General features: G+C 58.6%; 11 protein-coding genes. 9 read left to right on the top strand and 2 right to left on the bottom strand.

The window, feature by feature from the left end:
- Positions 1–329 precede the first annotated feature (329 nt).
- From R0140_RS17995 to R0140_RS18010, 4 genes are read left to right on the top strand one after another with little or no spacing between them, the layout of a single operon-like run.
- Positions 330–1,937, top strand: a complete 1,608-nt coding sequence (locus tag R0140_RS17995; protein ID WP_317703872.1) for a BCCT family transporter — start codon at positions 330–332, stop codon at positions 1,935–1,937.
- Positions 1,938–1,973: 36 nt separating this feature from the next.
- Positions 1,974–3,098 carry a carnitine monooxygenase, oxygenase subunit YeaW gene (gene yeaW / locus R0140_RS18000; protein ID WP_008805921.1) on the top strand — a complete coding sequence of 375 codons (1,125 nt, stop codon included), beginning with the start codon at positions 1,974–1,976 and terminating at the stop codon, positions 3,096–3,098.
- Positions 3,099–3,116: 18 nt separating this feature from the next.
- On the top strand, positions 3,117–4,565 hold the full coding sequence (locus tag R0140_RS18005) for an NAD-dependent succinate-semialdehyde dehydrogenase (protein WP_032753972.1): 1,449 nt from the start codon (positions 3,117–3,119) through the stop codon (positions 4,563–4,565).
- A gap of 56 nt (positions 4,566–4,621) precedes the next feature.
- Positions 4,622–5,587 (top strand): PDR/VanB family oxidoreductase, encoded by a 966-nt coding sequence (locus R0140_RS18010; protein ID WP_032729906.1) that lies wholly within the window; start codon positions 4,622–4,624, stop codon positions 5,585–5,587.
- Positions 5,588–5,624: 37 nt separating this feature from the next.
- Here R0140_RS18010 and ptsP read toward each other — a convergent pair whose 3' ends face one another.
- Positions 5,625–8,126 carry a phosphoenolpyruvate--protein phosphotransferase gene (gene ptsP, locus R0140_RS18015; RefSeq protein ID WP_032753970.1) on the bottom strand — a complete coding sequence of 834 codons (2,502 nt, stop codon included), beginning with the start codon at positions 8,124–8,126 and terminating at the stop codon, positions 5,625–5,627.
- A gap of 310 nt (positions 8,127–8,436) precedes the next feature.
- On the opposite strand from ptsP, the gene R0140_RS18020 reads away from it, so the two are divergent.
- The 5 genes from R0140_RS18020 to R0140_RS18040 are packed head-to-tail and all read left to right on the top strand — an operon-like array spanning position 8,437 to position 13,399.
- Entirely contained in the window at positions 8,437–9,513 is a 1,077-nt protein-coding gene (locus tag R0140_RS18020) for a PTS fructose transporter subunit EIIC (RefSeq protein WP_317703873.1), read from the top strand.
- A gap of 20 nt (positions 9,514–9,533) precedes the next feature.
- A complete protein-coding gene (locus tag R0140_RS18025; protein ID WP_004179264.1) occupies positions 9,534–9,854 on the top strand; it encodes a PTS fructose-like transporter subunit IIB in 321 nt (106 codons plus the stop codon).
- A gap of 49 nt (positions 9,855–9,903) precedes the next feature.
- Positions 9,904–12,201 (top strand): formate C-acetyltransferase, encoded by a 2,298-nt coding sequence (locus tag R0140_RS18030; protein ID WP_022065193.1) that lies wholly within the window; start codon positions 9,904–9,906, stop codon positions 12,199–12,201.
- Complete coding sequence (locus tag R0140_RS18035; protein ID WP_008805914.1) at positions 12,167–13,042, top strand: [formate-C-acetyltransferase]-activating enzyme; 876 nt, start codon at positions 12,167–12,169, stop codon at positions 13,040–13,042. The genes R0140_RS18030 and R0140_RS18035 overlap by 35 nt, the downstream gene beginning before the upstream one ends.
- Positions 13,043–13,057: 15 nt before the next feature.
- Entirely contained in the window at positions 13,058–13,399 is a 342-nt protein-coding gene (locus R0140_RS18040) for a PTS fructose-like transporter subunit IIB (protein WP_004179260.1), read from the top strand.
- Positions 13,400–13,412: 13 nt separating this feature from the next.
- Here the strand turns inward: R0140_RS18040 and R0140_RS18045 are convergent, their stop codons facing one another.
- Entirely contained in the window at positions 13,413–14,180 is a 768-nt protein-coding gene (locus R0140_RS18045; RefSeq protein ID WP_004183607.1) for a phytanoyl-CoA dioxygenase family protein, read from the bottom strand.
- Positions 14,181–14,434 lie beyond the last annotated feature (254 nt).

The raw sequence follows: 14,434 nt of genomic DNA on the forward strand, positions 1-14,434 counted from the left end.
TAAGGCGCAGCCGCTACCCGGGAAAACCCGCGCGCCTGGTCCTCCAACTTCCCTCTCTTTTCGCTATGCAGAATCCCCCACGATTGACAAGTGGACCGCATCACAGCGGTGAACTTTATTAATTCCTGAAAGGACAGAACCTGCGCCAATTCACCTTTTATTATTTCCGTTCCGTGTTTTATTGCTTCACGAAACGGCCAATTGTTTAATTCATGTAACGAAGAAATAATCCGATTGTTAATAGCTTTTGCTACGAACCTTGACCCTACAGCGTGATAACAACGACAGGCTAAAGCCACCGACGGGCAATCATGCCCAGGAGATCACCCATGTTGAGCAACGTAAAGAAAAAAGATGTGCCGCTGATTGCCATCAGCCTGGCGGCCATTGTTTTCATCGCCGCTACATTAAGTCTCTTCCCCCACCAAACCGTGCAGGCGGCTGATTCGATTTTTAACGGCGTGACCCGGCTGCTGGGTTCCACGGTACAGGTACTGGTGCTGCTGGCGCTGGGACTGGTGCTCTATCTGGCCACCAGCAAATACGGCAATATCCGTCTCGGCGAAGGCAAAGTCGAATACAGTACCCTCTCATGGCTGTTTATGTTTATCTGCGCCGGGCTCGGCTCCTCCACGCTGTACTGGGGCGTTGCCGAATGGGCTTATTATTACCAGACCCCGGGCCTGAACATTGCTCCGCACTCGCCGAAAGCGCTGGAATACAGCATCCCTTATTCTTTCTTCCACTGGGGGGTTAGCGCCTGGGCGACCTACACTCTCGCTTCGCTGATCATGGCCTATCACTTCCACGTGCGGAAAAATAAAGGCCTCAGCCTCTCCGGGATCATTTCAGCGATCACCGGAGTGAGTCCGCAGGGCTTCTGGGGCCGTCTGGTCGACCTGATGTTCCTGATCGCTACCGTCGGCGCGTTAACCATTTCGCTGGTGGTCACTGCCGCCACCTTCACCCGCGGCCTGTCAGCGCTGACCGGGCTGCCGGATAACTTCACCGTGCAGGCGTTTGTGATCCTGCTCTCCGGCGGTATTTTCTGCATGAGTTCGTGGATTGGCATCAACAACGGCCTGCAGCGCCTGAGCAAAATGGTCGGCTGGGGGGCGTTTCTGCTGCCGTTGGTGGTATTACTGGTTGGTCCGACCGAATTCATCACCAATAACATCATTAACGCCGTCGGCCTGACGACTCAGAACTTCCTGCAGATGAGTCTGTTTACCGATCCCCTCGGCGACGGCGCCTTTACCCGCAACTGGACCGTCTTCTACTGGCTGTGGTGGATCTCCTATACTCCGGGCGTGGCGATGTTCGTCACCCGCGTCTCCCGCGGGCGCAAAATCAAAGAGGTGATATGGGGACTGCTCCTTGGTAGCACCGCCGGCTGCTGGTTCTTCTTTGGGGTGATGGAAAGCTACGCCATGCACCAGTTCGTTAACGGCGTGATTAACGTACCGCAGGTGATGCAGACTCTCGGCGGCGAAACCGCCGTCCAGCAGGTCCTGATGTCGCTGCCGGCAGGTAAGCTGTTCCTCGCCGCCTATCTGTTTGTGATGATTGTTTTCCTCGCCTCGCACATGGATGCGGTGGCCTACACCATGGCAGCGACCAGCACCCGCAACCTGCGCGAAGGCGACGATCCGGATCGCGGCATGCGCCTGTTCTGGTGCGTGGTGATCACCCTCATCCCGCTATCGATTCTGTTTACCGGCGCTTCGCTTGAGACCATGAAAACCACCGTGGTGCTGACCGCCCTACCATTCCTGGCCATTTTACTGATTAAAACCGGCGGCTTCGTGCGCTGGCTAAAACAGGACTACGCCCACGTGCCGGTCAATCAGATAGAAACCCATACGCCCGAGCCAATGATTAAAGCCGAGACGCTACCGGTTGGCACGGTACTCAAAGGCGACGGCCAGTCGCTGTAAAACCTCTTACTGACAATAATCACAAGGTGACCTTACATGAGCAATTTGAGCCCTGACTTTACTCTGCCGATTAACTTTTGCGCCAATCCGCAGGATGCCTGGACCATTCCGGCCCGTTTTTATACCGACAGCCAGGCGTTTGAGCACGAGAAAGAGCGCATCTTCGCCAATAGCTGGATTTGCGTCGCCCACGGCAGCGAGGTCGCCCGGCCGAACGACTACATCACCCGGGAGATCATTGGCGAAAATATCGTTATCGTCCGCGGCCGCGACAACATTCTGCGCGCTTTCTATAACGTCTGCCCGCACCGCGGCCACCAGCTGCTGAGCGGTGAAGGTAAAGCCAAAAACGTGATTACCTGCCCCTATCACGCCTGGGCCTTCAAGCTTGACGGCAATCTCGCCCACGCCCGCAACTGCGAAAACGTGGCGAATTTCGATAGCGAAAAGGCAACGCTGGTGCCGGTTCGCCTGGAAGAGTATGCCGGCTTTGTGTTTATCAATATGAACCCGCAAGCGGAGAGCGTGGAAACGCAGCTGCCGGGCCTGCAGGACAAAGTGCTGGAAGCCTGCCCGGACGTGCATGATCTGAAACTGGCGGCGCGCTTTACCACTCTCACCCCGGCGAACTGGAAAAATATCGTCGATAACTATCTGGAATGTTACCACTGCGGCCCGGCGCACCCGGGCTTCTCGGATTCCGTACAGGTTGACCGTTACTGGCACACCATGCACGGCAAATGGACGCTGCAGTATGGCTTCGCCAAGCCGTCCGAGCAGTCGTTTAAATTCGAAGAAGGTACCGACGCCGCGTTCCACGGTTTCTGGCTGTGGCCGTGCACCATGTTCAACGTGACGCCGATCAAGGGCATGATGACCGTGATCTATGAATTCCCGGTGGATGAAGAGACCACTCTGCAGAATTACGACATCTATTTCACCAACGAAGAGCTGACTGACGATCAGAAAGCGCTGATTGAGTGGTATCGCGACGTGTTCCGCCCGGAAGATTTACGCCTGGTGGAAAGCGTGCAGAAGGGGCTGAAGTCCCGCGGCTATCGCGGCCAGGGGCGCATTATGGCGGATAACAGCGGCAGCGGTATCTCCGAGCACGGTATCGCCCATTTCCACAATCTGGTGGCCCAGGTGTTCCAGCCGTAATCGTTGAAGGAGTTTGCTATGTCCGTGTTTCACTCAGATCTGTTTCGCCAGCAGGCGCTGATTGCCGGAAGCTGGCGCGACGCCGCCGACGGCACGACGCTTGCCGTCAGCAATCCTTCCACCGGCGCGGCGCTCGGCCAGATCCCTAATATGGGTCGGGCGGAAGCGCAGCAGGCCGTGGATGCCGCCGCGGCCGCGCTGCCGGCCTGGCGCGCATTAACCGCCGCTCAGCGCGCCACGCTATTGAAAAACTGGCACCGCCTGATCCTCGAAAACAAAACCGCGCTGGCGCAGATCATGACCGCCGAGCAGGGCAAGCCGCTGGCGGAGGCCGAAGGCGAAATCGCCTATGCCGCCTCGTTTATCGAGTGGTTTGCCGAACAGGGCAAACGCACCAACGGCGAAATAATCCCCTCCCCTGGCGCCGATAAACGCCTGATGGTGATCCGCCAGGGCGTGGGCGTCTGCGCGGCGATCACCCCGTGGAACTTCCCGGCGGCGATGATCACCCGTAAGGCCGGCCCGGCGCTGGCCGCTGGCTGCACGATGGTGATTAAGCCGGCTAACGAAACGCCGTTTACCGCGCTGGCGATGGCGGAACTGGCGAATCAGGCCGGGATCCCGCAGGGCGTCATTAACGTCGTTACCGGCCAGTCGCGCGAAATTGGCGCGGTGTTCACCGGCGATGAGCGGGTGCGTAAACTCTCCTTTACCGGCTCGACCGAAGTTGGCCGCGTACTGATGCGCCAGTGCGCGGAATCCATCAAAAAGCTCTCTTTAGAGCTCGGCGGTAACGCGCCGTTTATCGTCTTTGACGATGCCGATATCGATAAAGCGGTCGAGGGAGCGCTGATCGCCAAGTTCCGCAACGCCGGGCAAACCTGCGTCTGCGTCAACCGCTTCTATGTTCATCGCGCCATCTACGACCAATTCTGCGATAAGTTCGTGGCCCGCGTCGCCGCCCTGAAAGTTGGCGATGGCAGCGAGTCCGATGTACAGATTGGCCCGCTGATCAACGCCGACGCCGGGCGCAAAGTCCAGTCCCTGCTCGACGACGCCCTGACCCGCGGCGCAACGTTGTTAACCGGCGGTAAAGCGCACCCACTGGGCGGTAATTTCTTCACCCCTACGGTGATCGGCGACGTACAGCCGGGGTCACTGCTGCTGCAGGAAGAGATTTTCGGCCCGGTGGCCGCACTGGTGAAATTTGACGATGAGCAGCAGGTCATCGAACAGGCAAATGACACTATCTACGGCCTCGCCTCCTATTTTTACAGCAACGATGCCGCCCGTATCTGGCGCGTCTCCGAGCAGCTGGAATACGGGATGGTCGGCATCAATACCGGGCTGATTTCCAACGAAGTCGCGCCATTTGGCGGAGTGAAGCAGTCCGGCCTTGGCCGCGAAGGGTCGGAACACGGAATCGAAGATTACCTGGAGATGAAGTATCTCTGCCAGGGGTTGTAAATGTCCTCTCCCGGCGGCGGCGCTGGCCACGCCGGGATTTTTGATGGAGTTCAGCGATGTCTGATTATCAAATGTTTGAGGCGATCGTTCGCGATGTTGAACAGATCACCGCCCAGGTGAAGCGTTTTACGCTAGTGTCGCCGACCGGCGCCCCGCTGCCGGGATTCAGCGGCGGCAGCCATATTATCGTCCAGATGCAGGATGGCGAGCAGCGCTACAGTAACGCCTATTCGCTGATGAGCTCGCCGCTGGATACCACCAGCTGGCAGATTGCGGTGCGTCTTGAGTCGCCTTCCAAAGGCGGCTCGCGCTTTATGCACCAGCAGGTGCGCCCGGGCGATACCCTGACGGTGTCAACGCCCAACAACCTGTTCGCCATCGAACCACAGGCGCGAAAACATCTGCTGATCGCCGGCGGTATCGGCATTACGCCATTCTTGTCGCATATTCCGGAACTGGAACAACAGCAGGCCGACTGGCAGCTGCACTACTGTTTCCACGACGCCGACAATAATGCTTTCGTCGATGCGCTCAGCGCCGCGCCGTGGCGAGATCGGGTCAATGTTCATGTATCAGCGCTCGGCAGCCGTCTCGACCTGCCGCGCCTGTTCGCCGACCTCGAGCCCGGAACCCACGTGTATACCTGCGGCCCGGCGGCGCTTAACGAGGCGGTGAAAGCCGCCGCCGAACGCCATCAGGTGCCCGCCAGTCAGCTGCACTTTGAGCAGTTTATCGTTGAGGATAAAGGCGGAGAGGCGTTTACCCTGGTGCTGGCGCGTTCCGGACGCGAATTTACCGTACCGCAGGACATGACCATTTTGCAGGTTATTGAGAATAACAAAGCGGCGAAGGTGGAATGCCTGTGCCGCGAAGGGGTGTGCGGCACCTGCGAAACGATGATTCTGGAAGGGGAAGCGGACCACCGCGATCAGTATTACAGCGAGGAAGAGAAAGCCAGCCAGCAGAGTATGCTGATCTGCTGCTCGCGCGCCAAAGGCGGCCGCCTGGTGCTGGATTTGTAAAGCGCACACCGGCCAGCGGTGCTGGCCGGTGTGCAGATCACAGTTCCAGCTCGCGGCGCAGCAGGTCGGCAATATCCTCGCTGCTCTCCGCGGAGACCAGAGATTGACGGAACTCCGCGTGCATAATGCGCCGCGCCAGCCGCGAGAAGATTCGCATATGCTGATCGCCCGCCGAGTGCTTGTTCAGCGTCAGCATAATCACAAACTGCGCCTCTTCATCGCCCCATATCACCGGCTGCGCCAGCCGCGCGACGCTGATGGTCGACTGCTCGATATGCTCGGATTTACTGTGCGGAATGGCGAAGCTAAAGCCCAGACCGGTGGAGAACACCGCCTCGCGGGCCCACAGGTCAGCCTCCAGCTTTCGCGGATAGCGGCAGCGTCCGGCCAGCAGCAGGTTATCCGTCATCCCTTTCAGCACCTCCTCCTTGCTGCGCCAGTCGCTATTGAGCGTAATGCACTCGGCGCTCACCAGCGGCACATCCTGCTGACGCATGCGGAACTGGGCCAGCAGATGCTCCACTTCCAGTGAGGTACGGCACTGCATGGCCTGATTCAGCAGCTGGCGGCAGGCGCGGCTGTCCAGCTGGGCCAGGCGCGATTTGGTCGCCGGGATCGCCGGCGCGCTCATGCTCAATTCATCTAAACCGAGGCCTACCAGCAGCGGAAGCACCGATCCTTTGGCCCCCAGTTCGCCGCACAGACCAATCCATTTCCCCTGCCGATGCACCGCCTGTACCGCATAGTCCAGCGCGCGCAGGAAGGCGGGATTCAGGCTGTTATAATGGCGTGTCACTTTCGCATTATCACGATCGACCGCCAGCAGATACTGCGTTAAGTCGTTGCTGCCGATGCTAAAGAAATCCACCTCTTCACAACACTGATCGATGATAAACATCACCGACGGCACTTCCAGCATGATGCCGAGCGGGATCTTTTCATCAAACGGGATCTGCTCGGCGCGCAGCGACTGTTTGGCCTCCGCCAGTCGCTCTTTCACCCACAGGATCTCTTCCATTGATGAAATCATCGGGATCATAATCTTCAGCGAGCCGTGCGCCGAGGCGCGTAAAATCGCCCGTAGCTGAGTGTGAAACAGCGCCTGATACTCTTCATAGATGCGCACCGCGCGGTAGCCGAGGAACGGATTGTTTTCCGCAGGGATGTTGAGATAGGCCACCGGCTTATCACCGCCGATATCCATAGTCCGCACGATAATGCTGCGCCCGGCAGCGGGTTCCAGCGCCTGGCAGAAGATGTTGTAGAGCTCATCTTCCGACGGCGCGCTCGGGCGATCCATATACAGCATTTCAGTGCGGAACAACCCTACCGACTGCGCGCCCTGGTTGAATGCCGCCACCGCTTCCACCGAATGGGCGATATTGGCGGCGATCTCCACGCGGATACCGTCTTGCGTCTGCCCGGCTTTATCCAGCCATACCTGCTGCTGTTGCCGGATTTGCGCCTGTAGCCAGGCCTCCTGCTGATAGTAGCGCGCTACCGCCGGACTCGGATCCACCACCAGCAGCCCGGCGTTGCCGTCAATCTGCACCTGCGTATCCACCCACGGCAGCAGCGCGGCTAAATCCACGCCTACCAGAGTAGGGATATTGAATGAGCGTGCCAGAATCACGGTATGCGAGGTGGTGCCGCCGCTGCGCAGCAGCAGCCCTTTGAGATGCGTTTTATCCAGTTCCAGAAACTGGCTGGGGGTCAGCTCGTCGGCAAGACAAATGGCCGCTTCCCGCAACTGGCCCGGCGCCGGGAAACGGGCTTCGCCGTAGATATGCTGTAACAGCTGGAAGCAAACGTCGCGTACATCCAGTACCCGCTCCTGCAGATAGCTGTTGCCGGAGTCGCGGAACTGGGCGCAGAAGTGGTCGCCGGTGGCGACAATCGCCTGGGCGCAGCTCAACCCGGTGAGAATACCGCCAAGCAGGTGCTGGCGCAGCGAGGCATCCGTCGCCAGCGAACGGTGAGCTTCCAGGATCGCGCTGGCGGTGCCGTCATTGTCCAGCAGCCGCAGCTCGATATCTTTCACCAGCAGGCGCAGGCCATTATCCAGCGCCGCCTGCTCCTGTTCGGGACTGGCGGCGACGGGCAGTTCACCCAGCTCGTGCAGATCGCGTGATTTGAGATGAACCAGCGTCCCTCCCGCGCTGCCGGCGCACACCGGGTGGGCATGAAACAGCGTCGGGTTCAGCCGCGAAAGCGACTCTGGCACCGGCTGGACATCCAGCGTTGGCGCTGCGGGCAGCGGCGCGTCACAGTGGGGAAATTCATCGCGCATAAAAGCCGTTAACGCGGCGAATGCTTCAGCTTCATCTTCGCCGCTGATAAGCAGCTGGCAGGCGTCGCCCTTCAGGGTATTGCTGCCGATAATCGCCAGCGCGCTCTTGGCATTTCCGCCGGTCTCGCGGCGCAAGTTCCGCCACTCAACCGCTGATGAAAAACGGTTACACAGCGTTTCGACCAGACTGGCCGGACGCGCATGCACGCCGTTGGGCAAATCACATGTAAATTCAATGACCAGAGCCATCGCCTTCCTCCAGAGCAATCCATTATTTCCTCAAAAAGTAATAAAAGACGGCCCCAGGGACTAGGTGATAAAACTGGCAATTACTGGACTATTGTACACACAATATTTTTTTATGCCCGCCATCACAATTCCACCCTGTTAGCGCTCATCTCTCCTGTCATCACTAAGATTTGAGGTGGATCGCAATTCTTTTCTCACCTTACAAATATCCAGTAAATGCACTTTTTCTCTACTGTTTTATGCGACGCCCTTTTTCTAATGTTGAGCCATCCATAACTGTCACGGGCCCTACAGCGCTCAGGAGCAAGCAATGAACGAACTGGTGCAAATACTAAAAAATACCCGCCAGCATCTGATGACCGGCGTGTCACATATGATCCCCTTCGTGGTCTCCGGCGGGATCCTGCTGGCGGTCTCCTTCATGTTGTATGGCAAAGGCGCGGTACCCGATGCCGCCACCGACCCTAATCTGAAGAAACTTTTTGATATCGGCGTCGCCGGGCTGACGCTGATGGTGCCCTTTCTCGCCGCCTACATCGGCTACTCCATTTCTGACCGCGCCGCGCTGGCCCCCTGCGCCATCGGCGCCTGGGTGGGCAACAGCTTTGGCGCCGGTTTCTTCGGCGCGCTGATCGCCGGCATGATTGGCGGCCTGGTGGTCTATTACCTGAAAAAAATCCCCGTACATAAAGTTCTGCGCTCGGTGATGCCGATTTTCATCATTCCCATCGTCGGCACCTTTATCACCGCCGGGATCATGATGTGGGGGCTTGGCGAGCCGGTTGGCGCGCTGACCGCTAACCTGACCGGCTGGCTGCAGGGGATACGCGAGGGCAGCATCGTGGTGCTGGCCATCATTATGGGTCTGATGCTGGCCTTTGATATGGGCGGCCCGGTGAACAAAGTAGCCTACGCCTTCATGCTGATTTGCGTTTCGCAGGGCGTCTACAGCGTGGTGGCTATCGCTGCCGTCGGTATCGCCGTACCGCCGCTGGGCATGGGGCTGGCGACGCTGATTGGCCGCAAATATTTCACCGCCGAAGAGCGGGAAACCGGCAAAGCCGCGCTGGTGATGGGCTGTGTCGGCGTGACCGAAGGGGCGATTCCCTTTGCCGCCGCGGATCCGCTGCGCGTCATTCCGGCCAATATGATTGGCGCCGCCAGCGGCTGCGTCACCGCCGCGCTGATGGGCGCCCAGTGTTACGCCGGCTGGGGCGGGCTCATCGTGCTGCCGGTGGTCCAGGGCAAGCTCGGCTTTGTTGCCGCGCTGCTGGTCGGCGCCTGCGTCAGCGCTGCCTGCGTCATCCTGCTGAAAGCCTTCGCCAAAAAGAAACCCACTGACGTCGCCGCTGACGATGAACTAGACCTTGATTTCGAAATTAACTAACAGACTGGAAGGAACAGATTATGACCCACATTATCGCTGTCACCGCATGCCCGTCGGGCGTGGCTCACACCTACATGGCCGCTGAATCGCTGGAAAGCGCCGCCAAAGCCAAAGGCTGGCAGGTCAAGGTTGAAACGCAGGGTTCCATTGGCATTGAAAACGAACTGACGGCGGAGGAGATTGCCGCCGCCGATATGGTCATTCTGACCAAAGATATCGGCATCAAATTCGAAGAGCGTTTTGCCGGGAAAACTATCGTGCGCGTCAATATCAGCGATGCGGTCAAGCGCGCCGACGCCATCATGAACAAGATAGACAGCCACCTTTCCCAGAGCGCCTGAAGCCTTAAAAGGGCGCCTTCGCGCCCTTCGCCACAACATGGAGTTTATCATGACGAATCGTACCCAACGCCTGAAAGCCAGCCTGTTCGCCCAGCCGCGCGAAATCTCCCTTGAGCGCGCATTACTCTACACTGCCAGCCATCGGCAGACGGAGGGCGAGCCGGTGATTATCCGCCGGGCGAAAGCCACCGCGTGGATCCTCGATAAGGTGATGATTTCGATTCGTGAGGATGAACTGATCGCCGGCAACCGCACCGTCAAACCGCGGGCAGGGATTATGTCGCCCGAGATGGACCCCTACTGGCTGCTCAACGAGCTCGACGCCTTTCCGACCCGCCCACAGGACCGCTTCGCAATAAGCGAAGAAGATAAGCAAATCTACCGCGAAACGCTGTACCCCTACTGGGAAAAGCGTTCAATGAAAGATTTCATCAACGGCCAGATGACCGAAGAGGTCAAGGCCGCCGTCAACACCCAGATATTCAGCGTGAACCAGACCGATAAAGGCCAGGGCCATATCATCATCGACTATCCACGGCTGCTGAATCATGGCCTTGGCGCCCTGGTCGCCGAACTCAAAACGCACTGCGCCCGGCAACCGGAGAACCCCTTTTATCAGGCGGTACTGATCCTGCTGGAAGCTTCCCAGCGCCATATTCTGCGCTACGCCGCGCTGGCCGAGGAGATGGCTGGGCACTGTCAGGACCCGCAGCGTCAGCAGGAGCTGTTAACTATCGCCGCTATTTCGCGCCACAACGCGCAGCACCGGCCAACGGACTTCCCCCAGGCCTGCCAGCTGTTCTGGTATATGAATATCATTCTGCAGTACGAATCCAATGCCAGCTCGATTTCGCTGGGGCGTTTTGACCAGTATATGCTGCCGTTTTATCAGGCATCGCTGAATCAGGGTCAGGATCCCGCGTATCTCAAGGAGTTGCTGGAGTCGCTGTGGGTGAAATGCAACGATATCGTCCTGCTACGCTCCTCCAGCAGCGCGCGCTATTTCGCGGGTTTTCCCACCGGCTATACCGCCCTGCTCGGCGGGCTGACGGACACCGGGCGCAGCGCGGTCAACGTGCTGTCATTTTTATGCCTCGACGCCTATCAAAACGTTCAGCTGCCGCAGCCGAATCTGGGCGTGCGGGTCAACGAGCTGATTGATCGCCCGTTCCTGCGTAAAACCGCTGAGACCATTCGCCTGGGTACCGGGATCCCGCAGATTTTCAACGATGAGGTGGTCGTGCCGGCCTTCCTTAACCGCGGCGTGTCGCTGGAAGATGCCCGCGATTACGCGGTGGTCGGCTGCGTGGAGCTCTCTATTCCAGGGCGCACCTACGGCCTGCATGATATCGCCATGTTTAATCTGCTGAAGGTGATGGAAATTGTGCTGCAGGAAAATGAACATCAGCCTGACGTCAGCTGGGACGGCCTTATCTGCCAGATCCGCGACAAAATTCGCCATTACATCAAGCTGATGGTCGAGGGCAGCAACATTTGCGATATCGGCCACCGCGACTGGGCGCCGGTCCCGCTGCTCTCCTCGTTCATTGAAGATTGCGTGCAGCACGGCAAAGATATCACCGCTGGCGGCGCGCGCTATAACTTCTCCGGCGTTCAGGGTATCGGAATCGCTAACCTGAGCGATTCGCTGTACGCCCTGAAGGGTATGGTCTTCGACCAGCAGCGTCTCAGCTTTGACCAACTGATGGCCGTGCTGAAAGCCAATTTCCAGACGCCAGAAGGGGAAAAAATCCGCGCCCGGCTGATTAACCATTTTGACAAATACGGCAACGATATCGACGATGTCGACAATATTAGCGCCGATCTGCTGCGTTTTTACTGCAAAGAAGTCGAGCAGTATCTGAACCCGCGCGGCGGCCATTTTACCCCCGGCTCCTACACCGTCTCCGCGCACGTGCCGCTGGGTTCGGTGGTGGGCGCCACCCCGGACGGGCGACTGGCCGGCGAACAGCTGGCGGACGGCGGCCTGTCGCCGATGGTCGGTCAGGATTCCCAGGGGCCGACGGCAGTGCTGAAATCGGTCAGCAAGCTGGATAACTATCTGCTGTCGAACGGTACGCTGCTGAACGTCAAATTCACTCCGGCAACGCTGGCCGGCGACGGCGGCCTGAACAAACTGGCCGATTTTTTACAGGCCTTCTGCAAGCTCAAGCTGCAGCATATTCAGTTCAACGTGGTCAATGCCGACACCCTGCGTGAAGCGCAGCAGCGGCCGCAGGACTTTGCCGGTCTGGTGGTACGGGTCGCGGGCTACAGCGCCTTCTTTGTTGAGCTGTCGAAGGAGATTCAGGATGACATTATCCGCCGCACCGCGCATCAGCTGTGAGGTCATCGACACGCGCGCCGACCGGGCGCGTATTTTTAACCTCCAGCGCTACTCGCTCAACGATGGCCAGGGGATCCGCACGGTGGTCTTTTTTAAAGGCTGCCCTCATACCTGCCCGTGGTGCGCCAATCCCGAATCAATTTCACCCAGGATTCAGACCCTGCGCCGGGAGAGCAAATGCCTGCGCTGCACCCGCTGCCAGCAGGACGTCGCCGAATGTCCGTCCGGTGCGTGGGAACAGATTGGCCGCGATGTGACGCTGGATAACCTGTTGCAGGAGGTGCTGAAGGATGAGGTCTTCTTTCGCGCCTCCGGCGGCGGCGTCACCCTCTCCGGGGGCGAAGTGCTCATGCAGGCCGGGTTTGCCGCCCGCTTTCTCCAGCGCCTGCGCCAGTGGGGGATCCGCACCGCCATCGAAACCGCGGGCGACGGCGCTTTTGACCGCTTCCTGCCGGTGGCCGAAGCCTGCAATGAAGTGCTGTTTGATTTTAAAATCATGGAACCTGAGCGGGCGCGGTCGCTGCTGCGAATGAATCAGCCACGGGTGCTGGACAATTTTCGCCAGCTGGCGGCGAGAAAAATCAACCTGATCCCGCGGGTGCCGCTGATCCCGGGCTACACACTGAATACCGATAATTTTCGCCAGATTCTGGCGTTCCTCGCCCCTTTCGCGCTAAAAGAAATGCACCTGTTGCCGTTTCATCAATATGGCGAGCCCAAATACCGTCTGCTGGGCAAACCCTGGACGCTGGCCAGCGTGAAAGCGCCTGACGAAGCGGAAATTCAACCATATCGGGTGATGGCCGAAGCGGCCGGTTTCCACGTCACTATCGGCGGTTAACGCCAGGAGGATGTTATGGACTTCAATATTGTCGCCGTCACCGCCTGCGTCAGCGGGGTGGCGCATACCTACATGGCCGCCGAACGACTGGAAAAGGTCGGTCATCATGAAAAATGGCACCTGAAGGTGGAAACCCAGGGGGCGCTCGGCGTAGAAAATCGGATCACCGCGGAAGATATCGCCCGCGCCGAAGTGGTGCTGCTGGTGACGGATATCGAAATCGACGACCCTCATCGCTTTCGCGGCCTGCGGACGATTAAAACCAGCATCAAGAGCTTCCTGCTGCAGCCGCAGCAGATCGTCGAGGCCGTGAAAAGCATCATGAAAAAGCCGGTCGTCTATGTAGAACTTCCCTGACCGGCGACAGACCTTATTCTACATCCAGCAGCCACTTTTGCGCCGGCGTCAGGCGGCTTGCCGTCTCCGGCGTGAGCCAACGCCGCTGGTCCTGCTGCGGCGTATCCGCACGATCGATATATAACCCATGCAGTACGCGTCGTCTGCTGCCTTCACGATTACGGGTGCCGCCGTGCCAGGCGTGGGCGTTGTAGATCATCACGCTGCCAGCCGGCGCGGCAAACACAATCTCATCGGGATGGGCCTGTTCCGGGTCGGCCAGCACCTCCTCTGGTAACTCGGGGCGGAGGTGGGTACCAGGAATGATCCGCGGCGCGCCGTTGGCGGCGCTCAAATCGTCTATCGCCCAGATGGTATTCACCAGGTGGACTTTGGGAAAATCCGGGCGCGGCTTTTTCCAGTCGGCGTGCAGCGGCTGGTGGCCGCCGTTATACAGCGCCTCGCGGGCGTTCAGGCTGGAGACTTTAAAATCCCCGTTGAAGATATAGCGACAAGCGGAGAGGATCAGCGGGTGTGACCAGACTTTCTCCCAGATAACCCCCTTATTAATCAGGTTAGCGATCCGCGTCGCCGTCGCCTCCTGATGGTGCTCCATCGCCAGATTATCGCCTTCGCGTTCAACCAGGGTGTCAATGAGCAGGCGCATTTCGCTCAGCCACTGGGCGTCAACGACGTTATGCACGACGGTGTAGCCGAGGGTGTCGAGCTCGTGTTTCATTTGCGCGCTGAGCGTCTGGCTGGCGCCTAACGCATCGAGAAAGTTAGCCGATGATGAGTTCATTTTACGTTCCTTTTTAACGTTCCGATAACACAAACAAACTCTACTGGTCCCTCCGCGGCATGACACGAGGCGAGCGCTACAAAAAACTGGACATACGTACGCGAGCCCACAAAGTGTGATGGACATCAATAATCTCTTTTCCGGCGATGCATGCGCTACAGCTGGCCGGCAATCCGCTGCGCAAAATGGCTAAACTAACGCTGCCGGGAAGGAAAAAATAGATTACCATCAACAGGATAATGCGCATGCTGAGG

This window comes from Klebsiella sp. w6, assembly GCF_033100215.1.
In the GTDB taxonomy this organism is placed as follows: Bacteria; Pseudomonadota; Gammaproteobacteria; order Enterobacterales; family Enterobacteriaceae; genus Klebsiella; species Klebsiella variicola.